20 protein-coding genes are annotated in these 26,640 nt (G+C 52.3%); 5 read left to right on the forward strand and 15 right to left on the reverse strand.

The genetic code is table 11. From position 1 onward, the window contains the following. The 9 genes from IP89_RS22920 to IP89_RS05715 form a co-directional block, all read right to left on the reverse strand. Positions 1-2,538, reverse strand: a 2,538-nt coding sequence (locus IP89_RS22920) for a calcium-binding protein (RefSeq protein ID WP_156114990.1), incomplete at its 3' end; no start/stop codon positions are given. A gap of 24 nt (positions 2,539-2,562) precedes the next feature. After that, positions 2,563-3,978, reverse strand: a complete 1,416-nt coding sequence (locus IP89_RS05685) for an HlyD family type I secretion periplasmic adaptor subunit (RefSeq protein ID WP_043308308.1) — start codon at positions 3,976-3,978, stop codon at positions 2,563-2,565. Positions 3,979-3,981: 3 nt separating this feature from the next. Then, positions 3,982-6,123, reverse strand: a complete 2,142-nt coding sequence (locus tag IP89_RS05690) for a type I secretion system permease/ATPase (protein ID WP_043308309.1) — start codon at positions 6,121-6,123, stop codon at positions 3,982-3,984. 449 nt (positions 6,124-6,572) lie between these two features. Further along, the gene (locus tag IP89_RS23260) at positions 6,573-13,553 is read right to left on the reverse strand and encodes a hypothetical protein (RefSeq protein WP_156114991.1); all 6,981 of its coding nucleotides are present in this window, start codon (positions 13,551-13,553) and stop codon (positions 6,573-6,575) included. Positions 13,554-13,575: 22 nt separating this feature from the next. Then, the gene (locus tag IP89_RS23265; protein ID WP_156114992.1) at positions 13,576-14,385 is read right to left on the reverse strand and encodes a hypothetical protein; all 810 of its coding nucleotides are present in this window, start codon (positions 14,383-14,385) and stop codon (positions 13,576-13,578) included. Between the two features lie 5 nt (positions 14,386-14,390). Continuing rightward, positions 14,391-15,632 carry a glycosyltransferase family 4 protein gene (locus IP89_RS05705; RefSeq protein ID WP_052080972.1) on the reverse strand — a complete coding sequence of 414 codons (1,242 nt, stop codon included), beginning with the start codon at positions 15,630-15,632 and terminating at the stop codon, positions 14,391-14,393. Positions 15,633-16,607: 975 nt separating this feature from the next. Then, positions 16,608-16,913, reverse strand: coding sequence for a DUF6088 family protein (locus tag IP89_RS23660; protein ID WP_256203107.1), 306 nt, complete (start codon positions 16,911-16,913; stop codon positions 16,608-16,610). A 368-nt stretch (positions 16,914-17,281) separates the two neighbouring features. Then, positions 17,282-18,349, reverse strand: a complete 1,068-nt coding sequence (locus IP89_RS05710; protein ID WP_043308316.1) for a hypothetical protein — start codon at positions 18,347-18,349, stop codon at positions 17,282-17,284. A gap of 257 nt (positions 18,350-18,606) precedes the next feature. Beyond that, positions 18,607-18,828: a hypothetical protein gene (locus IP89_RS05715; protein WP_043308317.1), complete on the reverse strand. Its 222-nt coding sequence runs from the start codon at positions 18,826-18,828 to the stop codon at positions 18,607-18,609. A 249-nt stretch (positions 18,829-19,077) separates the two neighbouring features. On the opposite strand from IP89_RS05715, the gene IP89_RS05720 reads away from it, so the two are divergent. The 3 genes from IP89_RS05720 to IP89_RS05730 are packed head-to-tail and all read left to right on the forward strand — an operon-like array spanning position 19,078 to position 21,102. Beyond that, entirely contained in the window at positions 19,078-19,926 is an 849-nt protein-coding gene (locus IP89_RS05720; protein WP_177326845.1) for a bis-aminopropyl spermidine synthase family protein, read from the forward strand. Beyond that, complete coding sequence (locus IP89_RS05725) at positions 19,919-20,494, forward strand: hypothetical protein (RefSeq protein ID WP_043308320.1); 576 nt, start codon at positions 19,919-19,921, stop codon at positions 20,492-20,494. Before IP89_RS05720 ends, IP89_RS05725 begins: the two co-directional genes overlap by 8 nt. A gap of 14 nt (positions 20,495-20,508) precedes the next feature. Continuing rightward, complete coding sequence (locus tag IP89_RS05730; protein ID WP_081963181.1) at positions 20,509-21,102, forward strand: ATP-binding protein; 594 nt, start codon at positions 20,509-20,511, stop codon at positions 21,100-21,102. Here the strand turns inward: IP89_RS05730 and IP89_RS05735 are convergent. Continuing rightward, positions 21,095-21,850: a hypothetical protein gene (locus IP89_RS05735; RefSeq protein ID WP_043308324.1), complete on the reverse strand. Its 756-nt coding sequence runs from the start codon at positions 21,848-21,850 to the stop codon at positions 21,095-21,097. The genes IP89_RS05730 and IP89_RS05735 overlap by 8 nt on opposite strands. A 437-nt stretch (positions 21,851-22,287) precedes the next feature. Between IP89_RS05735 and IP89_RS05740 the strand changes: the two genes are divergently transcribed. Together IP89_RS05740 and IP89_RS05745 are read left to right on the forward strand one after the other, a co-directional pair. Further along, positions 22,288-23,316 (forward strand): ImmA/IrrE family metallo-endopeptidase, encoded by a 1,029-nt coding sequence (locus IP89_RS05740; RefSeq protein ID WP_256203108.1) that lies wholly within the window; start codon positions 22,288-22,290, stop codon positions 23,314-23,316. 8 nt (positions 23,317-23,324) lie between these two features. After that, positions 23,325-23,969 (forward strand): hypothetical protein, encoded by a 645-nt coding sequence (locus IP89_RS05745; RefSeq protein ID WP_043308328.1) that lies wholly within the window; start codon positions 23,325-23,327, stop codon positions 23,967-23,969. A 115-nt stretch (positions 23,970-24,084) separates the two neighbouring features. Here IP89_RS05745 and IP89_RS05750 read toward each other — a convergent pair whose 3' ends face one another. The 5 genes from IP89_RS05750 to IP89_RS05770 form a co-directional block, all read right to left on the reverse strand. Beyond that, on the reverse strand, positions 24,085-24,396 hold the full coding sequence (locus tag IP89_RS05750) for an EthD family reductase (RefSeq protein ID WP_043308330.1): 312 nt from the start codon (positions 24,394-24,396) through the stop codon (positions 24,085-24,087). Positions 24,397-24,486: 90 nt separating this feature from the next. Then, positions 24,487-25,086 (reverse strand): TetR/AcrR family transcriptional regulator, encoded by a 600-nt coding sequence (locus IP89_RS05755; RefSeq protein ID WP_043308331.1) that lies wholly within the window; start codon positions 25,084-25,086, stop codon positions 24,487-24,489. A 97-nt stretch (positions 25,087-25,183) separates the two neighbouring features. Next, complete coding sequence (locus IP89_RS23665; RefSeq protein ID WP_371261935.1) at positions 25,184-25,429, reverse strand: BPSL0761 family protein; 246 nt, start codon at positions 25,427-25,429, stop codon at positions 25,184-25,186. A 70-nt stretch (positions 25,430-25,499) separates the two neighbouring features. Next, positions 25,500-26,276, reverse strand: a complete 777-nt coding sequence (locus IP89_RS05765) for a hypothetical protein (protein ID WP_156114993.1) — start codon at positions 26,274-26,276, stop codon at positions 25,500-25,502. Between the two features lie 115 nt (positions 26,277-26,391). Beyond that, positions 26,392-26,637: a hypothetical protein gene (locus IP89_RS05770; protein WP_043308335.1), complete on the reverse strand. Its 246-nt coding sequence runs from the start codon at positions 26,635-26,637 to the stop codon at positions 26,392-26,394. Positions 26,638-26,640: the final 3 nt, after the last annotated feature.

Here is a 26,640-nt window from a genome sequence, read left to right on the forward strand (position 1 = left end):
CTCGATGGCATCCACCTTGCCGGTGCTGGTGTCGTAGTTGTTGATCGTGTCCTGGCCCCAGCCACGGCTGAAGCGATACACATCGCTACCCGCATCGCCGCTAAGGCTATCGTTGCCAGCGCCACCATCGAGGATATCGTTTCCGTTTCCACCGTATAGGTGGTCACTACCGTCAGCGCCTCTTAGTTGATCGTTACCATTTTCACCGTATAAACGATCAGAGCCCTCTCCTCCGTTTAACCAATCGTTCCCAGCTCCGCCATAGAGGTAGTCGTTACCGCCAGCTCCCTCTAAGAAATCTCCACCATCATTCCCCGCCAGCGTGTCATTAGCCTCTGCTCCAAATAGAAAGTCAGAAGAAACTCCACCAGTCAGCTTTCCATTTATAGATGCCGAGTTAGCAAATAGTATGCTACTTGCAGAACCAAGCTGTGCTTGCAATACAGCATATTGAGTCGCATCAAGCTGCCGGACCCAGTCCCCCGCCAGAGTTATTTCATCCCCGCTCCACCCAGCACGCCCAGTAAGAGCAGCTCCAAATTCGAGGAGATCAACAATAGCTTTAATTGGATTATTTTCGTGCACCTGAGTGAATCGCTCAATAGCACCACTGTAGTCCCAACTCAAGCCCGCTTCTGTTACGGATAACGAAACATTATCGTAATATGGCTTCAGACGTGTCTGCAGTAACAACCCCTCGTAAACAGACTGCATCAAGTTCTCATAAGCACTATTAAGCAGTCTAATCTGCTCAGCATTGAACGTGAAATCCTCCTCCGTCAAATAGACTGTGCGCACACTGCCTACCAGCATGCTGAAGCTACGAGAAATAGTTCCAGAACTCAGCTGGAAACTCGCACTCTCTTTTCCTGTAGCATCCGTTTTGCTAGTGCTTGAGAAATTGAAAAAATTCTGCCCATTGAAAATCTCCAATATTCGAATTTTTTCAAGCAAATTTTGCTTTTCAAGTTGCGCTGCCGTGGGCTCCTCCTGATTAGATCCACCAGTCAGTGCGCTACCGCCCCCTGCAGTGCCTCCAACAGATCCGGAGCCAACACCATCATTAACAGGACGCTCCCATGAGTAAGCGAAGCGCACGTCAAGTCGCTCGCTCCCCAGCAGTGCAATACGTTCATCCCATGTACTGAAATCTGAAGTGCCAGCCCACGCACGAACCAAAGCATCCAGGTTCGCAAACTGTTCCTGTCGTGTACTGGCAGATGCATATGCCGTCAACGCGCCAGTGAGCGCCTCACTCCCAACTATGGCTTCACGCAGGTCGCGGACAGCCCCAGAACCTTGCATGCCCGGGAGCGCTTTAGCCTGATCGGTTAGAGCGACCTGATCCGTAAACTCTCGATAGAAGGGATTGCTAGCCAAATCCAAATTGGCTGCAAGGCTCTGATTATCGCTCAGCCCCCCAACACTACCATCGCCATGAACGAAAGTACCGGTAGCATTAATGATGTTGCCATTTGAAGTTAAACGAGTAGGGCTTGAGTCGAGATTTATGGCAACAATATCCAACTCTTCCAAGCTCTTCAGCTCATTAGCTTGGGAGTTACCATCCTGATTGAGATCTTGCCAAACACGGACATTAGCAAACTGGGCATCCTGAATATCAAAAACCCCATCGGCATTACTATCCAGCTCCCGAAGAGCATCGAAACCATCCGTAGCTTTCTGGCCATTACTCTTAATTGTGTCTACACCAAACAGCTCAGCACCGGTGTCGATAACACCATTACCATTCAAATCCAGTGTAAGGAAGCCGTCATCGCCCTTGATCCAGCCTGTACCAGTTTCTAGACCATCACCGTCAAAATCAAACGTAATTCCGCTATTAGCACCTACAGTTTCAATACCATCACCATCAAGATCCAGGGCCAGAGGATCACGACGCATAACAAAATTCAGAGCCGCCATAAAATCAGAGTTGACATCTGAATCAACACTATTCTGATTTTTCTTCTTTAACCACTCGAGATAGGAGTCGGTAGTTTCGCCATTTAAATATTCCTGGGTCCACTCATCACGACTACCAGCAAGCCGCCCTAACCAAGAGTCTTCCACAGCGTTGTAAGCCGCCTCAGCAATATCTGTAATACTCTTCCCAAGAATTTTTATCTCGCCATCCAGTCCATATGTCCACCCTCCCTCAGGAGTCCACTTAAGCTCTCCAGCGACCCCGATGGATGCCACACCATTGCCGATATCCACCGCTGTAGCGGTTATAGTAACTTCAGATAAAGAGATAGAACCATCTGGATTGATTTGTGACTTTGTTTTTATCTCACCTATGCCTGCCTTAGCGGAAAGTGTTACTGTACTATCAGCCCCCACCGTAATGGTTGAGCTACCTGCGTTATAAGTTACGTTCGCAGAGCTGGGATTAAAATCCAGCTTATTCCCAAATCTATCGGTAAAGGTAACCTTGCCGCTCGGATCAATGTCAGCGCTATAACCTTCAGTATCCGTAATATGCAGACCATCCATATCAGCGGAAGAAGATCTTTCATACTGTCCAATGTAAGACATATTAAACTCCCTATTGTTTGCTAGTTAACGCTCACTAAGACTTTGATCCTGATACTCTTTGAGGGGACTCAAGAAATAGTCAATAACTTTCCGTTTATTCGTTTTCACTTCAGCTCGCACCGCCATGCCCGGTGACAGCTCAATCATGCTCTCACCGACCTGGATGCTGTTCTCCTTCAGCTGAATCCGCGTGCTGTACACCAGCCCCAGCTTCTCGTCCTCAATGGCGTCGTTGGAGATGCTCAGTACGGTACCGTGCACTACGCCGTACTTGGTGAAGGTAAAGGTCTCGACCTTCACTTCGACTTCCTGCCCAGGGCGTACGAAGCCGATATCCTTGTTCTCCAGCATCGCTTCCACTTCCACCGGCTGCCCCTTGGGCACGATGACCATCAGCGGCTGTGCCTCGGTAACCACTCCTCCTGGGGTGTGAATCGCCAGTTGTTGTACGGTGCCATCTACTGGGGCGGTGAGACGGGTAAGGCGGTCGCGCTGCTCTGCTTTGGCCAACTCCTGCTGCAAGCCGGCTGCACGCTGCTCCGACTCGTGCTGCAGATCGAGCATGGTGCGACGGGTCTGGGCTATCACGCCTTGGCGACGCCGTTCAGCCTCTAGTCTGGCAGCCTGCAGCTCAACGACGCGGGCTTGCTGGATGGCCAGTTCACGCTCCTGATCCATTCGTCGCTGCTCGCGCTCGAGGAAGGCATGCTTGCCAAGGATGCCTTTGTCCAACAGGCGCTTGTAGTCGGTAGCCAGTTGGCGAGTGATCGGCAGGGACTCTTGTAGTTTGGCCACCCAAGCTTGAGCAGCCTGCATCTCGGCCACTCGCTGGGCTATCTCGGCGTCGCTCTGCTCCAGGGAGGAACTAAGTTCGAGGTACTGACCTTGCAGCCAGGTCTGCGCGGAGTCTTGTTGCTGTGGCGAGGCTTGAGGAATGCGCACAGCCAACGAGCCAGGCGGCCGGTTGCGCTCGATCGACTCCAGCAGCGCGCTAGCTCGCGCGCTATCGACCTGGGCGGCGAGCAGGTCACTCTTCAGGCGTTCGACATCCGCACCAGTAATCTCTGCATCCAGCTCCACAAGCAGCTCTCCGGCCGTGACCGACTGACCGTCGTAGACGTGGATTGCCTTGACCACCGCTACTTCGCTGGGCTGGATGATCTTGCTCTTGCCGCTGGGCACGATCTTGCCGCTGGCGGTGGCGACCACATCTATCTCACCGACGCAGGCCCAGATCAGTGCCAGTACGGCGAAGGCGATAATGGTCCACTGGATGATCCGCGGCGCCGGGTGCACCGGCGCTTCCTGCAGCGCCAGGGCGGCGGGCAGGAACTGCACTTCATGACTCAGTCGCGCGGGGGCATCCATGGCTTTTCGCCGCTGCCAGGAATGGCGCCAGGCACTGCGGTAGCGATTGAGTAATTCACGTTTTGCGCCCATGGCTCAGCCCTGCTGGAGTCGGTGCAGGCGCGAGTAGTGGCCGGCTTGGTGGGAAAGAAGTTCGGCATGGCTGCCTTGCTCGACAATCTGCCCGCGGTCCATAACCACGATGCGGTTGGCATCGCGCACGGCAGATAGGCGGTGGGCAATGATGATCACCGTGCGCCCCTTGCAGATGGCCTGCATGTTCTGCTGGATGACCCGCTCAGACTCGTAGTCCAAGGCACTGGTGGCCTCATCGAAGATCAACACCCGCGGGTTGCCGATCAGGGCGCGGGCGATGGCGATGCGCTGACGCTGACCACCGGACAGCGAGGCGCCGTGCTCGCCAACCACTGTGTCGTAGCCTTCCGGCAGTTCGAGGATGAACTCGTGGGCACCGGCCAGTTTGGCAGCCTGGATTACAGCTTCAAGTGGCGCACCAGGATCGGTCAGGGCGATGTTCTCGCGGATACTGCGAGCGAACAGCATGTTGTCTTGCAGTACCACGCCGATCTGCCGGCGCAGCGAGGACACATCGGCCAGGGCCAGGTCCATGCCATCCACGAGCACCCGTCCACGTTCGGGGGTATAGAGGCGCTGCAGCAATCGGGTCAGGGTGCTCTTGCCGGAGCCGGAGCGGCCAACCACACCGATCACCTCGCCGGCGTTGATTTGCAGGCTGACGCCACGTAGCACTTCCGAGCCATCCGGGCGATAACGGAAGTGCACCTGGTCAAACTCGATTTGGCCCTTGAGCGGCGGCAAGGCACTGCGGGTGGCCTGGGACAGCTCGGTGCGTGCGTTGAGGATGTCACCCAGGCGCTGCACCGACACCCCGGTCTGCTGAAAGTTGGTCCACAGCTGGGCCAGGCGCATGATCGGCTGCGAGACTCTTCCCGCCAGCATATTGAAGGCGATCAACTGTCCGACTGTCAGATCGCCCTCGATCACCAGGCGAGCCCCCAGCCACAAAGTGGCTACAGTAACCAGCTTGCCTACGAAGCCCACGCTTTCATTGGCGATTGTCGACAGATTCTGAGTTTTGAAACTGGCGGCTACGTAGCCGGCCAGTTGGTTGTCCCACTTGCGGTTGATCTGCGGCTCCACCGCCATGGCTTTCAGGGTATCGATGCCGTTGACCGTCTCGACCAGGAAGGCTTGGTTCTCCGCGCCGCGCGAGAAGCTCTCGTTGAGCCGCGCGCGCAGCACCGGAGTGATCAGCAGGGATATCAGGAAGTAGAGCGGCAGCGAGAGGATCACCACCAAGGTCAGCCAGCCGCTGTAATAGAACATCACAGCGATGAAAACCACCGAGAACAGCACGTCGAGAATTAGAGTGATGGCGTTGCCGGTCAGAAAGCTTCGAATGTTCTCCAGTTCGCGCACTCGCGCTACCGAATCGCCTACCCGCCTTGCCTGGAAGTAGGCCAGCGGCAGGGTCACTAGGTGGCGGAACAGCCTTGAGCCCAGCTCCACATCGATGCGACTGGCAGTGTGGGAGAATACATAGCTGCGCAGCCCACTGAGCAGGGTCTCGAAGACCATAATGCCGAGCAAGCCGATGGCGATCACGTCTAGGGTCGACAAGCCTCGGTGCACCAGCACCTTATCCATCACCACCTGGAAGAACAGTGGCGTGAGCAGCGCGAAGATCTGTAGCACGAAGGACACTAGCAGCACTTCGCCCAGAAGCTTGCGGTACTTAACGATGGCTGGGATAAACCAGGTGAAGTCGAACTTGGACAACTCGCCGGCCAGCGAGGCCTCGGAGCGAATCAGCACCAACTCGCCAGTCCAGCGTTGCTCCAATTGCTCAAACGCCAACACCTCTGGGCGCTGTGCACGTGGATCGTGGATCAGCGCCTTGCCGTCGTCGATGCGGGCAATGATGAAGTAGCGACCTTCGTGGTCAGCGGCGATCGCAGGCAGCGGCGTGGTTTCCAAGCGACTCAGCGAGCTGCGCGTGGACTTAGCCTTGAGACCGAGTTTCTTGGCAGAGAGAAGAAGCTCCGCACGACCGAAACGGCGACCATCCTCAGCAAACTCATGGGCCAGTTGTTCGGGCGCAGCAGCCACGTTATGGAAGCGCGCAAGCATAACCAGGCACATCAACCCTGTGTCCGCCTCAGGCGGAACGCCCGATCCTTGGGGTTCGTCTAGCATCTAAACTTTGCACCTGTCTCAGAAACTTGATAGAGCAAAAGGCAAGAGACGAACAGGAGAATGCTACCGTTGGCACTCCCTTGCCTTGAGTGCTGGCAATTAACCATCACAGATGCGGAATATCAAGCATCCTCACTCGGTAATTGCGAACAGCTCCACCAAGCGGACGCTTCTAGGTAGCAGCTACCTGAATCTGCCATATGCCACTGCGAGCAGGCAGAAGGGCGCTATTCCCAAACGGGCAGCCCCACTGCGCTACGCAGTAGCTGTAGCCTCCGCATGAAACCCACTAGCGATAGTCCTTTGGCATTGCCGTCTACTCGAAGAGAGGTAGGCCAGGAGCAACCTATCGCTAATTTTCACTATCAACGACAGACGAGTGCTGTATAGAGAAAACTATAAAAAACGACCCGCAGAAATGCGGGTCGTTAACTCACTTCGACTTTGTTTTATTGCCAGCTTGCAGCAATAACCACGTTGAGTTGATCGCGCTGCGCTTGTGTCAGACTAACTTCACCAGCAACCGGGCTCCCAAAAGCAGCCATGGCATCAACCAAACCCTGAATCTGGCCTTCTAGGATCTGACTACCGCTAGAAACCTTGAAACTATCAAGGCGCAATTGTTCACCTGCATACCAGTCACCAATCTCTATGGAGCCCTCGCCCCCCAATATATCCACTCTCAGATTGTTACCAGACCGACTAAACCAGATATCTTCAAGTGAGATACTCTGGCCAAACTGGAGTGTATCAACGCTAGAGGAATCACCTCCATTATTGTAAATAACGTCACGACCATCACCACGCCCATAGATGTAGACATCGGAGCCAGCTCCGCCATAGAGAGAATCGCTTCCCTGACCGCCTACAATGGTGTCATCACCATCCCAGTCTTCGACAACATCCGCCCCATCACCTGCATTGACATAATTATTTCCAGCTCCCGTGGAAATGTAATCATCGAAAGCAGTGCCATTTATTAAATCCGAACCATCTCCACCCTCGATATTATTATAAGCACTATACAAAAGCAGCTCATAACTTACCTCTCCCCCTCCCGGGTAACTGGCAGTAAATATGACATGATCAAACCAACCCACACTCTCAAGGGTGCCCGAGACAATGCCAGTCTGCGAATCCAAACTCAACCAACCAGGCAACGATTGCCCATTACCCAGTGAGGCGGAAAAAACAGGAGCCTGATTATTTTCATCCACATCTAGAGGAAGTTGAAACGACCAAGGCTTACCACTAATCAAACTTTCACTAGACAAAAGCCTGCTCGGATTGACCCCAACCAAGTCAATTCCAAAATCGCCCATCTCAAAATCTGGCACAACAATTGACATGCCATTTATATTGATAACAAAACCATCTTGCCCCAAAACTGCAGAGTACCCACCCGTTCTCGACTCCCAATAATTCTCGCCAACGGAGACAAGCCCACTCTTATCAACTGCTTGCCCATCTATATATATACAACCCTTGCCGTCACTATCATAAATAAAAGTGCGACTTAGCGAGTCGGAAAAATTCTCAGCAAGGAAATAATAATGATCTGCCCCACCCCCTCCAGCCAATATATCCCAACCCTGGCTACCGCACAGAATATCATCGCCTCCACCACCCAGCAGATAATCATCACCAGCCCCTGAGTACAAAGTGTCATTACCTTGCATACCTTGCAAAGGAAGCCACTCATAATTCTGGTAAATATCGTCAGCCTTAAGCACCTGCCCTTCAGCAGATATATCTGGAGCCACCCCCAGACCAAAGTGATCCAGCAGTTGCTTATGCGACAACACAGTACCATCGGAAAATTGATAAAGCTCAATACCTGACCCTTGCGGGCTATCAGGCTGAGGTATAACGACTCGAATGACTTGACCACCATCAAGTGAAATATCAAGCGTTAAACACATCCTCATTGATCGATAGATGTCAAACTCACTTCTACTTCTATGATCACCAGACAGCCTTTCTTGGTTTTCACTAGGCAAAAACCATTCAGCCTTACCAGAATTCACCTCAGCTAAAGCCCTACCCCACTTAACTTCAATATTCTCTAAAGACACTTCTGGCGGCAGCACAATCTTGTCAACTTTAGCGAGCTCGGAAGTTTCTAGATAGATGCCATCCGCCTCTTTAATGAAATCAGTATAAGATGGCAACGGGAAATCATTTACTATATCTACGCCACCATCTGAGAAGAAAACATATGTATCTGCGCCTCCTCCTCCCATCAGTAAATCATCTCCCACGCCACCGACTAGATAATCATCGCTATATGTGCCCAAAAGCGTATCTTGCCCATCCCCACCCGATAGGAAAACTCCATCATCAGCAGCGCGCTTGCTATCAAAGCCCTGCAAACTTGCAAAGCCCATCATAAAATCATCCCCAGCCCCCCCTCGGATAATATTCCCCTCAGTAGCATAGAATGTCCGCCCTACATCATCACCCGTAATAACTCTGTAAATCTCATCCGTCCACGAGCTACTTTTAGTATACGTAACAATGCTTGATTGCAGTCCAGATCCTGATGCCTGCCCCTGCCCCAACCCAAAAATTGCCCCTATAAAATTATCTGGATCACTTGACGAGTAGACCGGCGCGTATACACCTGGCACTTTAAAACCAGCGCCTTGATTCGCAAAGAATAGCTGCAATTCATTAGCAGAAACGAAGGTATAACCAGATGAACCATTTGAAGAAACACCGCCGCCCGCAGCGCTATAAATTGGTCGACTTACCTCACTGCTCTCCCAATAAGAAGACGAATCCCTACTAACCCATGAATAATGAACTCCGTCATGCTCAAACCCATAAGCCTCATCAACGGAAAACTCTTCAAATACCACTCTGACAGCATCGTTTCTCTCCCACCCTCTCCCTTCGCTGTAGTGGTGGTAATACCCATCCGACCCAAGCTCAGCACCCATCCCCTCTTGATCTAGTGAAAATGAGTTCTGAATCTTCTGCTTGAACAAGCTCTCCCAAAAATTAATATCGACGACAGTATTTCCTGCGAGCTCATTAACAAATGAATCCATGGACTGCTCACTGCCACTTGCATCCACTACCTTCCAGCCATCTGGATTATCATAATAATTTTCAATACTCAAACCTTGACTGCCATCCTTGTAAGATATCAGCAAGTCATTGCCTTCTCGCCGGCTTTTCAAGTCGCTACGTTGTATTGCTGAGGTCAACTGCAGAACGGAATACTCGCCTTCAACATCTCGAATGAGATCGAATCCTGAGCCGGTGGAAAAAACATAGGTATCAATTCCCGCGCCACCTACTAATGTGTCATTCCCGGCCCCGCCAGACAGAACGTCATCGCCGTCTGCACCATCAAGTAAATCGCTGCCATCTCCTCCGGAAATCTCGTCACCCCCGTCGCCCCCCCACAAAGTATCCTCACCCGCCCCCCCAATTAGGGTGTCGCTCCCTGCATCACCTTGAAGATGATCATGACCAGAGCCACCTACCACTCGATCATCACCACTTCCCCCCAACAAACAATCATCACCTCCATTTCCATAAAGATGATCATTCCCTGCAAAAGCGGTTATGAGGTCTCTGCCTAAGCCCCCCGAAAGAATATCGTTCGAATCACTTCCCAAAAGCTCCCCGCCAGAGTCAGAAGCAAAGAGTGTAAGCCCCCCCGTCTGAGTCAGAGCCTCACGCAGAGCCAGCCTAGATCCATCAGAGAAATAAAAATCAGAAATGGCACCAGACATGCCATTTTCAACAAATATCTGCCCACCTTCATAGTTAACAGTGAGGTAGCTACGCCCTTCGAAATTATAAAACTTCCCAAAAGTCAAAGACTCTGCCGAAATACCCTCACCGAACAGGACAGAGTTAAAGCCGTCTTCGTCTTTAATAAAATCTACGCCGTCACCCAAAGAGATGAGATAAGTATCATTACCTTGCCCCCCTTGGAGCATGTCACTTCCACCACCACCACGAATGGAGTCACCGCCACTACCGCCGAGCAGCAGTTCATTACTTGAGTCACCAACAACGGAAATAGATGTATGGATAGACGCTAGTAGATCGGAAAGGGACTTCGTTTTCCCTGAAACCTCAAAATTGGTTGACAACCAGTTCTGATAATTCATGAATACCACCTCATCGCCTGTGGTATTCGCGATCTTCAGTGCATTCACACCATCAACAAGGTTGTAAACAGTGACCGCCATCGTGGCTAGGTCATAGCCAGCCCCCAAGGTGACTTTGTTGGTTCCACCTAGATCGCTGACGGTATCAACACCATCGCCGCCTTTAAATAGATAGTGGTCATCGCCCAGCCCCCCGCCTAGGGTGTCGTTGCCGGTACCGCCCTCAAAGTAGTTATTCCCATCGATGTCACTCAGAAGGTCTGCATCACTTCCTCCCAACAGGGTGTCATTGCCAACTCCGCCCCATAGAGTGTCGTTCCCAGAACCACCATCCAGGTAATCATCGAATGCGGCTGCAATGTCAGGGTTGTCGCCAATTAGCTGATCATCACCCACTCCGCCCAGAAGCGTATCCGCGCCGCCTTGACCATAGAGGGTGTCATTGCCAACGCCGCCATCGAGTGAGTCATTTCCATGCCACTCCAACTCAAGGCCAATCAGATCTCCATCTAATACATCATTGCCGTCCCCGCCTAGCAATGTATCGGCACCGCCCATGCCGATGAGCGTATCGTCCTGCCCGCCGCCATTGAGTAGGTCGCGGCCATGGAACTCTCCGGGAGTAATGCGATCATCACCAAGGAGAATGTCTTTGCCGGCCTCACCGTAAAGCTGGTCATCTCCACCATTACCGATGACACGGTCATCTCCAGCGCCGCCAAATAAAATGTCTCGCCCATGGTAGCGACCTGGTAGGCCTAAAGATTCAGTATCATCAGCGTTATCGTCATAACCATCGCCAATAAGAGTGTCATTATCCTCACCGCCTATAACAACGTCATTACCTCCACCACCAATTAGATAGTCGCTGCCCACACCACCATCAATTAAATCATTGCCACCCGCCCCATACACCCAATCATCGCCACTACCAGCCAATAATGTATCATTACCATATGCCTGCCTATCAACCCAAGAACTGGCAATTGACTCGATTGTGGTATAATTTTCGTCTCCAATTCGAATATTTACATATGCCAAAATAGGAATATTTGGCGTATTCCCAGTAAAAGTATCGCCAAAAATAACATCATTCCCTGCTCCGCCGATAACCAGATCAGCGTCACCCCCGCCAAACAACCCGTCATCTCCACCCGAGCCTGTTAAAGTGTCTTTTCCATAACCACCATCAAGCCAGTCACCAGAGATACCAATGGAGGGATTAGTACCAGCGCCTTCATCACCTATTAAATTGGCGATCAATAAATCATCACCACTTCGTCCAAATAGACGATCAATGCCTTCACCACCAATCAAAGTATCCGAGCCAGCTCCACCTGCTGCGTAATCATTCCCAGCCCCAGTATCAATATAATCACTCCCCCCCACCCCACTGCCCGAAGTCCAATTTATATAATCGTCACCCGCGTACGACAAAATCACATCATCTTGGCTTGTGTCATCAATGGAGTCGCCGCCATTATCTCCATAAATATAACTTGAAGAGCTCGGAACTAGCACATTATGAGCACCAGGTTCTTCAAGGGTTAAGCCAAGCATTCCATTTTGGAACCCCTGAATCGTGATCCCATCTCCATCTCCGTAAAGAATTAGAAGGTCTCCAGCGATTAATTTAAAAATCACTAAACCATCTACACTCAGCCATACGTCCGAACCAGCAGCCAACTTACGTGCTGTGTCATAGTGAGTACCATCAATCCAGATCTCACCCTGCCCACCAACATCTATGACCAGATCCTGTCCATCACCACTCCTGAAGTTGTAACAATCAAATCCACCCCCTCCACTTATAGTATCGGAGCCTTTGCCTCCATCAAGGGTGTCATTTCCAGCACCCGTTTCGATGACATCAGAAAATCTAGTTCCTACGACTTTTTCCAAGCCTTTAACATAAAACTGACCATTAACAGAGAAAGCACCTCCACCTAGCCCCTCCATAATCAGCGCCGCATCTGCCAATGAAGCGTCTAGCAAGTCTCCTTTGTCGCCATTTTCACCAAAATCGATGCCTAAAAAATCTTTGATCTTGCTGAAGTCCACACTCCCCAGGATCAGGGTATCGTCACCCCTCCCCAAGTAAAGATATTCAACGCCATAGAGATAGTCTCTTCCTACACCCTTATCCACTTCAACACGAAAGTCATAGTAGGCACCTGCGGCTAAATCAGTATTAAACTCTAGGACAGCCTGAAAATTAAGACCGGCATAGACAATTGTATCTACACCCTCAGCGCCATCTATAAGATCAGAATCAGCAGACGCCATGACCAAATCATCGCCCAAACCAGCATTTAGTATGTCGTCGCCGGAAGTAGTGGTTAAGCCAAAGTCGTTGCCATACGTACCTACTATATACTCCTCAGTAAACTGGGATAACTCTTTATCAAAAGGCAGATTATCCCCCGGATCAAAGCCATCGCTTTCAATTAGCCCGTAGTGCCTCCAAAAGAATGCATCCGCAGAATTTATGAGATCTTGCTGATCCGGCTCAAGCACCTCCAACTCAAAAAGGAGGCTTTGGATGCCATCATATATATTATCAAAACCCGCATTAATGGAAGCTATGCGAGAGGCCTGTATGGCTGCCACAAGATCATACGATCCAGCAATGTGCTTTACCTCGGTCAATACTCCATCAATGACTGCATTAAGCGGCGTGCTTCTGAATAAAAAATCTTCGGTAAATCTGTCGAAGCCTAGGTATGGGAATAGCAGCGACCCCGCCCAAGGTGCATAATCCCCGCTGCCATGCGGCCCCATTTGAAACACAGTACTTGCAGCCCTACCTGCATCAATCGCACCTAAGCCCTCATGACCAGGCAGCTCCCCTTCGTACTTCAAAATATCTTTGATTAGAGCAAAGGCAATTAGGTTCGAACTTGTTTGATTTAGGTCGGCCGCCAGATCCGGATTGCCACCACGAAGCATGTACTGCGCCTTCGTATATTCACGAATATAATCAGCAAAAAAGCCCTGACCAGAGTTCACATCTGGAGCCCCCTGAATCCACCGCCATACAGCAGGATCAACTCCCTCCTTAGGAACCTGCCGCTCTTGAGCACCAATGACCAATCCGAAATTATCGTATATCAATATCTCTTCTGTATCACTAATAAACCCTAACAGCATTTCATACAGTGGCTTCCCAAGACCTAGCTCTTCGTTTTTTTGCTCATAGAGACCTTCCTGCATATCAAGCAGAGCGCTAAGTTGTCCCTGCTGATCTTCAGTCAACGTAATACCGCCAGTGCCGCGAGAATAAACAACAGTATCTGCCATGCCATCCTCCTTGACTTCTATATTATTTAGCCCAGATATAATTCTTCACTCTAGCGGCCTCAATATAGCCACGCAGAGCCCGATCAAATTCCAGGAAGCTCGACATCGGTACATCTTGCCTATAGAACTCATACGATACGTTTATATTTTCTTCAAGCTTATAATCAACTCGACAAGCTCTCCCTCTGCTCGGAGACACAGATGGCCCAGTACATAGCACTGTAAGTTTTTCACCGAGCGGCGTGCCATAATGCTTGAGGCTTGTCTGATACCCCGAAATCTCCATATCCCCTGCAAGGCTTTTTTCTGTAGTTGGCTTACGACAGGATATCAAGCCAACTATTGATCTATCACAATCCCCATAGGACTTTCGTATTCTTTCAAAACCAGACTCATTCACTCGCTGCAACCCAAATCCTTCTCGACTACTTGCGATGATATGTAGACTTACTACATTTTTAGCCTCGACAGCTTTGTCCTCCCTCGTATCCTGATATCGGTATAAAATGAGGAATCCTTTCCCCCAGAGCGGATTACCTGGACAACCCTCTTGTTCTGCTTGATCCCTCCGTTTCGGTAAATTGGAGCGCGACTCAGCACTCATCCCCCGAATCGAAACAAGATCTTTATAGGAAACTTTAAAGACCGCATCCCGCACAGAGAAATAGACCATTCCCTCTGCATCTTCCTTACATTTTTCTGGATCGTAACGCAGCTGCTCATTATCACCGCCAGACCTGACCGCACCCTTATCTTCTAGCGCTGCTACAGTTCCCGAAAAAAAAATACAGCAAGCAAGTATCTGACCAAACGATAACTTAACAATATCCATACTCTTCAATGCACGCCCCCCTGATTTATACGCCGCATAAATTGGCTCGATAGCTCACTCTCACGCAACGCTTTTAAATACTTCCCAAGCCCACCAAGTGAGCTATAGTCTAAAACTGCCGCCTCGGCACAGTTACGTATGCACTTATTATTCTCATTTATGAAGCAAGTAATATTGATAGCTAGCTCCTGACTATCAAAGAAATTCACTAACATCCCATTTTCACCATGCGTTATCACTTCTCGCACCGGTGAAGTATCTGCCCCAAGTACCAAGCATCCACTCGCCAAGGCCTCCAGTAACGACCAAGACAGTACAAACGGGTAAGTTAGATAGACATGTACCGCCGACACCTGCAGTACCTTGCGGTAAATGTCGTAAGGCACCTTGCCGAGAAAATGCACTCGCTCCAGATCGACCGGATTCTCGCGCAGCATCTTGACCCGCCAGTTCGGCGCATCCTTGGGCTTGCTGCCGTAGCTCACTCCGTCGCCACCGACTATCACCACCTGACATGTCGGATGTTCTTTCAGTACTTGCGGCAGCGCACGCATGAAAGTGTGGAAGCCCCGATAGGGCTCCAGGTTGCGCGCCACATAGGTGATGATGGGCTCGCCGGCCTTGAGCACTCGCCCGTTGGGCAACGTCAGCGTGGCGTTTGGATCGGGGCCGAGCTGATCAGTGTCGATGCCTTCGTGAATGACCTCGATCTTGTCTCGATAGGCCACCGGATGCAGGCTGTGCTGCCAGTGAGTCGGGGTGATGCCCTGGTCGCAGTTCTCCAGGTTGAGCAGATGTAAGGCATTGCGACTACGGATGCGTGCGAAGTCGTCCACAGTAGGCGGAAACTCGGGATCGAAGCCCAGGTCCGCGCCCTGTGCATGGTAGTAGTACTCGCAGAAATGGATCAGCCGGGCATTGGGAAAGGCGTCCTTGGCATAGAGGGTCTCGCCCCAGCCCGGGTGAGCGACTATCACGTCGGGCCGGTACCCCCTGGCTTTGAGGTCCAGCAACAGCCGTAGCACTTGCTGGCCATGCAGCACAGCATCCTCGAAGGAGCGTGCGTAGGGATGGGTCTGTGAGCTGGCCTTTCGGTGTGGCTTGTAGCGCAATAATTTGACGCCCGGCAGACCTGGCGCAGTGTCCCGGCCGATGGCTAGCACCTGGAAATCGGGCTGTTTGGCCAAATGCGTCGCGATATGGCGAAACTGGCCAGGGAAGTTCTGGTGTATGAACAGCACTTTCATCGTGATGCGCTCTCCCTGGCATCGGTACTGTTTTAGAGTTCTCGGAGGCTCAGGCCTTGGTATTTCTTGAGCGGACTCTGCTTGGGGCGCAACTCACGCGAGGAGTGAATCTTTGCCTTGCCATTGCTGAAGCGGGCAGTGATGAAGGAATGATTTTGGGAGGCAGGCATTGCTAGAAGCGGCACTGTAGCTAAGTGCCGTAGTGAGGTACGTATGGACTTGGCCTTGAGGCTCAGCCTTTCAGCAGAAAGGAGAAACTCCGCACGATCAGAACGGAGCTCATCTCTTGCGGAGTCACATTCGAGTTGATGGGGCGAAACCGCCACATTGTGGAAGCACACCACCGCGGACATATATGCCACGCAGACATGAGGCCCGGAAACGGCTCCCGATCCTTGGGGTTCGTCCAACATCTGCATTTCCCTGCATAGACAAGATTCTTGTCACGGAAGCTACCATTTTGCCGGTAGCGGTCAAGAGGGTTATCAGCGCAACGATCTGAAGAACATCTTTATGCCTGCTTTTGGCCGATTCCAGCCGGAACAGACCAGTAACAATAGTTATAGCGAACGGTGTATTCCCAAACCGCTGACTCCAAGATTTCGTTGGCGTTTAGCCTCCCCTTGGAGTCACCTGAAAGCCCGCCTTATGGCGGGCTTTTTTGTAGGGCCCCAAAGCGCCACATCAAGTTGGTGCCAGGTAAGCTTGGATTGCACTCTCAATCCAAGCTGGGAAAGAACCCTTCGCTCCCACCAGTGCTACCCATTCACTGTCGGGCAGAAGCGCATGGAGTCTAGGTAGCGCTTTCGCGGCAAAGGCTGGACCAAGCCACTCCAATGCCCGTACGGCGTCCCCCGCTCTTGTAGCGCCCAGCGCCATCATCCATGGAGGCGCATGTCGAATTGAGACGATAGTCTTGCCGACCTGCAGCTCTCTGGATCGCCCCGTGGTTAGAAAGATATACCGAACAGGATTCTAGGTTGTCAGTCCTAAATTATTTGCGGCACTAGCCCCTGTGATGACTATCAGCTCGCCCAACGCTTTTGCCAGTGAGCGGACGACCAACACCGGTGCTGGCGGGCGTACGCCAAAACGGCCATAGACTGCAGAAACATAAAATCCCCGAGCAACACGAAACAGCTTCCCACCTACGATCAAATGGGAAAGACTTCGCTGCACTGCAGTGCGAGATCCAAGATGCAGAAATGAGCCTGGGGTTATGACTTCACCTTCTGGAAGCTCTTGAATGATGCCTAGGATCTTCTCGGGGAGAGTCTTCATTGATTGGAAAAACCTCGATTGGGCTCTATCGAGAACCCCGAGCGACTACGGCCACTATGAGCGGTTCAGGATCCTGCCGTTGTCTTGACTGCCCCAGATGTGACTGCGATCAAGCAGGCTGTCGAGGTCAAAAGGCTCTTCCCTGAATCTAAGCTTTTATGTTTAGAAGATATAGAGGTATTGAGTAAAACCATCTTCCCAAGAGCCTTAACTAGGCTACTAACAGAGCCCCTATACCCAACGCCAGCTTCGGGCAGAAAGCGGACAGCCTCCAAGGGCCGCTATGGGCCTAATACAGTCATTCAGTAGAGCCGCCCAAAACCTGTGGCGATGGGGGGGGGGCGACAAAAAACTCTCGACGCTTTTGACTACAAATTCATAAGCTCCTGAAGCTCGTCGACGTCGCTTTTATCAAGACCCGGGAGGAAATACATCATGTCGAAGTGGAGAACACCCGGTTCATCATTAACGACCATGAAGGCATTCATATCGTTCCACAGATGAATCAGATCTTTGTCGGCAGTAACAAAGAAAGCATTAGCCCTATGATTTCGAATTTCACTCAGAAACAGAATGAGTGAGTATATGTCCAGGGCACCATTGAACGAGTGACCTTCCTTGATGTAATTAGGCTTGTTGAACTTCAGCAATTTAATAATTGGATTGTGTCTCACACCAGTTACTGCTTTGAACACAATTGCCGCAAAAAACAGGTGAACATCCTGTACGTTCGCCGCCTTGGCCAAATCGAAGACTGCTTTAAAACCCTCTAGATTCTGCGTAAATTTATGACCTGACTCATATTTCATGTAAACCGCATCGATGAAATCAAGAATCGCTTCAAGGCCCTGGAAGAATATAGCGCTCGCCTTGTGCAATAGCGGAATCGACTCGTCGGTTACCTTGATGGTCAGATTCGGCGCCCGTTCCTGCATCTTGGTGGTGAAGTAAACCAACTCCTGCCGCATCTCTTCGAGTGACGGGAGCCGTTTGTCAAAGCGGTTGTTCCCCTCAAGAAGGATAGGCTTGGGATCGATAGTTATTTTTCTGTGTTGGAAAAAATCAACCACTACACTAATGGCGTTTGGCTGAGGATTGCCGTTCTTATCTATGTGCTTCTTGATCGTACCGAAGGCATTTTTGTCAAAAAGGACGATTGCGCCGTTAGGAATGAAGGCCAGAGGACGCCAACCCGCTGGCGAGAGGGCAATCGCGTCACCTTTTGCATGTATAAATCTGACAGGAATCTCAGAGTATTCCTTGAAATCCTTTTCCCCATTCATTTCATATGAAACGTTCTTGGCCTTGAGCTTGACCTCCAGACCTTCGTCATACTTCACATAGTCGTCCCAGTTGAAGTCAACGAAATTGATTTCGTTGAAACTGGCAACTAACTTCTTGTCGAGCCTAATCCAAAAAACGTCATTCTTTGGCACAAGAAACTCCCTTTCGTTTACATGGACCCTATAGTGCCCTCGGCCGCACTTAACCTGTCTTTTAGACTGCTATGGCTAATCAGGATCGCATTTATGGACGCCGCTCAACGACTGCTATGGTCGACTGCGGCCAGCCATGACAGTCCAATCCTGCCCACCAGCTGCCTTTCGGCCTTCACCTACGCATCAAACGGAAGAGATCGCGCGCGCCTGGCGTTTTAAGGGGGCAGGCATGGCAGCGTCTGGGCTGTTGCATGTCAGAACTTGAAGAACTTGCGCGCTGCGGCGAGCTGGGCCTGCAAGTGCTCGGCGGTGCAGCCTTGCAGAATGCGGGCGATCTCCTCCTCAATCTCGTCCCAGCTAGAGCCAGCCATTTTGATCAGGTTGCGTGCTTCTCGCGCCCGCTCCAGGTCTGAGGGGTGCCCCGCAAAGCGCTTGTCTACGATGCCGAATGCTTGTTTAAGTGGTTGTCTCCACATGGTGTAGCTCCTTGTTGGGGCGGCGTCATAGAGTGCCACCGCCGGCCCTGTGAAATAAACAAACACCTAGCCTAAGTTGATCCGGAAGAAGGGACTGATTTTTACCGGGATCACTGCCGGCCTCTGGCTAGATGCGATCATTGGCAGCAGGCCAAAGGCTTCTACGAAAATTTGAGGCGACTCACACTGAGCTATCCTCGGAGTAGCTTTAAGCACCAACTGCGGCAAGTGAGCTCAACCTACACAAGGATGTTTACAGTGAAGTTTGACCTAAGGAGCGCAATCAACAGCATCTCTGATGTAGTCATGAATCGGCCCGCCCCGCTGCGGGAGTTCGATCAGATCTACATGAAGGTGGCTGACATGGTCGTCCAGGCCGAGTATGTCGCCCGTGTTTTCAACAACAAGAAGGTCGTTTTCGTAGGCGATGGCGATGGCATCGCCCTGTCAGCTGCGCACCTCAAAGCACAGGGTGTGATTGACTATGGCCCCTCATCGATAACGTTGTTGGATTTCGACGAACGCATCGTCAACTCGGTTCTCCGGTTCGGCGAGAAACTAGCTCCGAAGGTGGCTATAACCGCCCACCTGTACAACGTTGCTGACCCGCTCCCGAGTGAGCATTTCGGGGCCTATGACGGCTTCCACATAAACCCTCCCTGGGGCGCGAGCAATGCCGGCCAAAGCGTCACAGCATTCCTGGAGCGCGGCAGCCAAGCCACCCATGAAAAGGGCCTGGGGATAGTAGTTATCGCGGATGATCCCGACCTAGCCTGGACTCAAGAGGTGCTCCGCGACACCCAGAAACGAGCCATCGATCTGGGCTATGTTGTGTCTGAGCTACTACCCCAGCTGCACCTGTATCACTTAGATGATGCTCCAGATTTGCGCTCGTGCTCCTGCCTATTTCGCCGTGTACAACCGGACCTGATGGAGAAGTCCTCGGAGAAGCTCTCGAGCGATCGCCTGCAGAACTTCTATGGGAAGAACAATCCGCTGACCTACAAGTACGTAAGGGAGAAGCCAGACCTTAACGTGAACCGGGAAGCAGAACAGCGCTACTCACTTGAACACTACCGGGAGTCTCCAGATGCCTAACCAGCTCGTTGAAGGACAGGGTGTGATCTTCATGAAGGTAGGCCTCCATGCTTCGGAGACCCTTGAAGATATCGTCAAAAGGAAGCAGCAAGAGTTCGAGCAGGCCGGGTCAATTTTCTGGGGATATGGCGGTAGTTCCTGCCACCCAAGAACGATGGTGCAACCTTTCGGCAAGACGATGGCGGATGCAGGCAAGCACCTCCTCATCATCATGAACGAAATGAACTCCAAGCATACTGCCCCACCCGTGGCCGCAACCGAGTACTCGGAAGATGGTGTCGACTGGCTGGCGGTGCCACAAGGGATTGAGGTCCGCGGCTCACGCTATGCCCTAGTCCTCGATGAGCTTTTGATTGATGAGTTCGACGTCAACCTCAACGACTTTGAGGTCGGGCTCGGCCAATCCCGGGGTAGAGCGGCATCTGACTATCTGCGGGGGCAGAATGATAAGGGCTGCCTGATTTTCCATGAGCCCCATATCCCCCTGCCCCCAGAGCAGCGCGTCACTAAGCAAATAGGCCTAGTGGCCAGAGTGAAGCCCCCGTATGCCGTCTTCTTAAGGAACTGACAGGGGATTGAGGATTGGGAAAAATCATCTATCTGACCGGGGCCCCGGCCACGGGAAAATCCACGCTCTCTGTAGACCTAGCTACACGAGCATCCCAGGTGACTGTTTTCACGTATAGCAAGGAGCTCGCCCGGGTTACCTCGACCCGAGTTGGGCCGGTAACCCAGAACGACATGAGGGAGCAGTCAGCCAAGCTGATCACTCGAGAAGATGTCGGAGTGGTGGATGCCGAGCTTATTCAGGAAGCACAACGCCTCAAGCAAACCGATGGCTACCTGGTCATCGATTCGCACCCTGTCACCATCGAATCCTTTGGCTTTAGGGTTACCCCCTTCACCAAAGAGCTGCTCCAGCAGCTAGCTCCAGATGTGATTGTCTGCCTTTATGCGGATGCCGATACTTTGACCTCACGCATCATGGCTGACGCTGCCGGCCGCCCACTACCTCCGAAATCAGAGCTTGAGCGGCACGTTGATCTGCAGAGCCAGATCGCCTCGATCTATGCCATCGAGACCGGTGCATCGCTGTACTTTCTGGATGCATCAAAGTCACGAGCGGAGGTTCTGAGCAACTTTCTGAAAGTCACTCGCATACCCGATCTTAAATAGCGGCGCTTAAGCCTTGGTTAGCGCTAAAAAGATCGAAGGTCATGGGGCTGCGGCTCTCCGAACTGCGCTTGCTGCGCAGCCTGGTTACAAGCTGATTCCAGTCCTCTAAGGATCCGCAGGAGGACACCTCCCCGATCGCCTCAACATCACATTGGGAGAGCAACTCGGGGTCAGAAAGCTGCACGGAATAGGGAGCAGCCATGCTGGCGATAAAGCTCACCGGATACTTCTTAGCAACGTTCCCGCTAATCGCATACTCAGCGTTTCGTACTACCGCCGTCACCTGGGATGCTCCCAGCGGTTTGTCACTTGAGAAGTTCCTCAGGAATGCGGCCGTCACCTGCATTTCCGTTCCGCCACCCAAGCGATCGAAGGATCGACAAACCAGCGCGTAGTGGCTGGATTTGCGGCGCCCCGAAGGCAAATCAGCCCGACTGGTGATCAACACATGCTTCGGCAAGGGCTGGGTATTACCTCGCTCATCTACCCAGCTATTCCAGAGAAATACATCGCCCGGCGTCACATCGATGGCCTTCGCCTTACTAGGCATGGGAGAGAACAAAACTTGAATCTCGTCATCCATGGACCCAGCTGCATCGCGAGCATTGTCGCCTAGCGATTGGCCTATACCCCAGAAAAACAGGCCATCGCCCAACTGCCGCTCCCACTCCTTTCGGCGAATGATCAGGTCGAGAGCTTCGCCTGACTCGACGCCCATTTTGGTCCAGCAAAAAGTAGGGGGAATCATCACAGGGGGTTCCAAGATTGCATGACGGTCAGTCTATCAAATTCTATTCATTTATGAAATCAAATAGCATATATTGAATATTATGAATAGAAATCACGTCCACGAATCTTATGCTCGCCTTGCCACAGCCTTACAGCAAGACTCCCGTAGCGATGCTGAAATAGCACGGCTAAGTGGGGTATCTCAGCCCACGATTTGGCGTCTACGCAATCAAAGCACAGCCAGGGTCAGAGCAAGTGGTCAATTCACTAAGCTATGCAGTTTCTACCACCTTAATGAATTGCGTGAGGCGCCTCATGGGGCTTCATTGGAGGGCGAGCTGAAGGGTGCAATAATGAATATCTGGGACGGCTCGGAAGCCCATGCGCGAGCCTTGATCAGGGTTATCCGAAGTCTCAAAGGGCTCGCTCAACCCCAGCACTCGCTCGAGACCACCAATGAAGGAGGTCGAAATGCCGAACACGCACATTGACCGTATTTTCGGGGCGCTCGAGTCTGCAGGCTATCCGCGAGACTTCCAGCATTCGCTTCTTCCTAATTGGGTCACCAGCGAGGTTCTCCAGGATGAAGGAGCAACCCTTGAGGTAGCGGCTATTTTGGCAAAGCGGCTGGGCTTGAGAGTCGCCCCCCTCTTTGCTGATAACCCTGGCCTTGAGGAGCTCCGCAGGAGGGATACGAAGTACAAGCGCTCGATCCCTAACAAATCCAAGAACCTCAATGCTGCGACATCGCTTGCTATGTTCGTAGCTGAATCGGTTGCATACGCGACCCCCTTCCAATACCAGCCGTTCCCGACTAACCCGCTTGAGCTGCGAGATGAAATCCTAGGCACTGAGGGCGGCAATTGGCTCGGCTTACGGAACGCACTGAAAGCATGCTGGCGACATGGCGTGCCAGTAATCTATTTGGATCATGTCGGGGAAGGTCTCCCCAAGATGGACGGAATGGTCACCGCCGTAGATGGCCGTCCAGTCATCATCCTGTCCAAGAAGAGCACATCTTGGGCGTGGCAGCTGTTCATCATTGCTCACGAGATTGGCCACTGCGCTCTAGGACACATAGGGCCGGACGAGATACTCATTGATGAATCTCTTGGCGAGCAATCGTATGCACTCGATGATCCGGATGAAGACGAACAAGCAGCTGACCGCTTTGCCATAACCCTGCTCAACGGCAGGGAAAACGCGTCCTATGCCTCAGAAACAACCAGCATGTCCGCGCGTGGCCTTGTACAAGCCGCTATGGATTATGGCAAAGCGAATAAGGTGGACCCAGGCCACGTAGTCCTCAACTTCGCGAAGCACAACGATGCCTGGCCCCTGGGAATGGCAGCCACAAACATGCTGCAGGAGGGGAAGCCCCCCGCGGGCATAGTCATCAATGACTTGCTATGGAGATGCATTGAGCAGAAAGCACTCCCCGATGACACCCTAGAACTGCTAAGCCGCGTGGCACCGGCCAAATAGGGGCTCATATGGCGCTCAATCTCTTCGTAGACAACGACGTGATTTTGAAGCTTGCCCAGTACGGGGTACTTGAGCGCCTACCCGAGTTGTTTAGCAATCAGGACGAGCCAGTCCAATTGATTGTTCTGGACTCTGCCAAATACAAGCTCCTACCTAAGCGCAATCGCTTGGAACTCTGTGGAACCGAGGGAGTGGCACTTCAGGTTGAGCATTTTCTTGATGTCGCGACGAAGCTATCACCCGACGCGGTTGATCTAGATACGTTAGAGATTTTCAACGCTGCGCCAGGAATTGATGTTGGAGAGGCCCTGCTTTTCGCTGCCGCCGCAGGTGATGACAACGGCAGGGTCCTAACAGGTGATAAGCGCGCACTATCCAGCCTGCTTTTGCAGGATTCCGTGCAACTGACTACCTGGTTAACCAACAAGCTGATCACTCTGGAGGCGTTGATCCAAGGATTTGCCGCCCTAGATCTACCCGCGATTCAGCACACGGTTAGAGCCAACGCTGGCGTAGATAAGGCCCTCACCAATGTGTTCGGTGTCTCTGCTCCAGCCTCCGCAGACAGCGTGCGAGCAGGCCTTAACTCCTACGTTGAGCATTTAAGAAAGCAACTGGGAGGACTCATAAACAGCGGCCCTCCGTTTACTTAGCTCGACTGCATCCCCCTTGCGCCAGCCCCACTCGCCTGCGCCCCCGGCTCGGCGCGTAGCTGCCATGAAGCATCTACGAGGGAGAACCGAGGCCGCCTCACTTCACTGAATTACTTCACTGAATTACTTCGCTGACGACTACCACCGGAACGATGTCTGTGTAGTTTTCCCGATCGGCGCTGAGGACGGCGCCTTCTGCCGACATCGCAGCCATGAAGCTGCCGAGATCGTTAAAGAAGATATGTGCTGCCGCAACGCTCGTATTCACCACACCATGCTGGTCGGGCAAAACCCTATCGACCTCAAGCTTCACAAAACCATGGGATGCCAGCTTGTCGCGGATCAGTTGAGCATGCGCGCCCTGATAGTAATGGTGATCAAACTTGTACCCTTCGGGAGGCGGGTACGAAACAGTCATACGGATCATCGTTTTCTCCAGCTGTAGTCATTCTTAAAGCGTCGAGTTACGCGCGTAGCTGGCTCGCCGTGCCGCTGAGCACTTTCAAAGTGGCCTCAATCACAATTTCGATTGGGGCCGCAAGCCACTACGCACCCAAACCACACCTGCATGTATCACTGCGCCGGCCAGGGCCACACCCACGTACTGCATCTGCAATAAATCCTGCTCGGCAGGCTGCCCACCATCGCCCTGTAGGTAGTCCATCATCAGCTCAGCTATGCCAGCCGTATAACGGTTGTACAGATCATCAAGTCGCCGGCTGATACCAAGCACTTCGCTATGGGTGATACGGGCGAACTGGGGGTTGATCAGTGCCTCGAAGTAGCAGCGCAAGCCATTGCGGATACGGGGCTCGAACTCTTCGCTTGCCTGGTCGAGCACCTGACTTAGCCGATCCCGGTAGTCCTGCATTAACTTCTCGTAGCAGGCTACGAGCAGGTCCTCCATCGTCTCAAAGGACTCGTAGAAATACCTGTTGGTCAGCCCCGTCGCCGCGGTCAGGGTCCACATGGTGGTGGCGTGGTAACCGAGCGTGCCGAATAGCTCGATACCGACCTCGATGAAGCGCAGACGCCTCAGCGCTGCTCGCTCTGTGACGGCGATGCCGGAATAGGTACGTTCTGCCGAAGCCTCGGCGGAGGAAAGTAGATCGGTCATGCGCGCATCTTAATATGTAATAACGGACGTTATCACACTCCAAAACGACATTACCGCCAGGCAGACGGCGCACGCGAACCGGTGGCATAGCGCGAGATCACTTGAATGTGGAGCTGAACACCGGCCCCATAACCCCAATGGGCAATGTCTCCGACTCCTCCTCTATGCGACCGGCTAGGATTACGTCGTCTTGAGAGGGGAAATGGCGCAAGAGGAACTTGGCTTCATTTCGCACCTCGTCTGGCATCGCACTATCTCGAGAAAGCCGCACAAGAAAGTCGCGCGTCTTCACCACCGCCCTGGACCGCTCATCTGGCATCGTCATCCAGCACCTCCGAAACATGAGCCTGCTGCCCTGCCCGGCCAACGATCATAGTGGCCTAGCAAGAAGCCTAGACGTGCTTCGCTGGCAGCTACTGATAACTGAGGCCACCGGTTAGGAAGTAGTCGTGCTTGAGGATGTACTCAGCCATTTCGGGACGACCCATAAAACCTTCTAGGTTGAAGATGGCGTCTTCAGCTAAAGCGCTTGGCGAATATCCAGCAGAATCCATCTGCCCCTCAGGGATATACCCTCCATAGATGAACGCCTCGATGACAAGCTCTGAACAGAACAATGCGTCCTTGGGCTTGTTCCGGGGAGCATGGGTCGAGCCACGATAGTGTTTACGTTGGTACTGGAGCTCTCGAAGCTCAAGCGCGGGGGACTTTAGAGCTCCTTTTCCGTTGTATGGAGTCTTGGCCATCGCATGCCGCTGACAGAACTCAACAACTTTAGCGGCCAGCCCAGGTACTCCATTGGCGTTTACACCAGGACACCTGCCAACAGCCACATAGGCGTAGCGGGCGATCACCTCGGCCAGCGAGCTCTCGACCACGCCTTCCTGGATCGCCTCCACTACCCTGCCCGCACCGATGTACACCGCGGCATGCACGTAATCACCAGATGACCCGTAGGAAATCAGGCCGTGAATCGGGTTGTCTTCTCCACCAACGCAGAACAGCACATCTGCAGGAGCAAGATCAGTCTCCTCAAGAAAGACAGGCTGGGACGGATCCATCAGGATGCCTGCATAGCGTCGATCGCTGACACACTTCTCGCGATGAAGGGGCCGCAAAAGAGCACCGAACCAGGACCGAATAGGCGCTCGATTCCGGCGCAAGAAAATGAGTTTTTTGAACCACTGCATCGTATGAAGACCTTAAAAATTCGGACCACGCCACCCAAGAGATCTTGATTGCCACTCACAGGTAGGTCTTCCGCTGGTAAAGCCCTCCCCCGTGCAGCCACAGCCTCGGTGCAGCTCAAATAAACCCATCCTGCTGCGCAACCAAGAGAGCCTCTTCAGCATCCTGCGAGGACTTGGACACATCTATTCTTACACCTGTTTTCTGCTGCTTAATCGCGCACACAACATGGTAAAAGCCGAGCGAAAGCTGAATAACGTCACCAACAGCAAGCGGTTCAGCTGCCTGATAGGTGCGCCAGTTAGCGTCATCCGCGTCAGCAAGATAGTGAACTCTATAGTTGAAATTTTTGTCGCCCGACATTAC

The sequence above is a fragment of the Pseudomonas sp. ML96 genome, from assembly GCF_000761545.1.
Taxonomy (GTDB): domain Bacteria; phylum Pseudomonadota; class Gammaproteobacteria; order Pseudomonadales; family Pseudomonadaceae; genus Aquipseudomonas.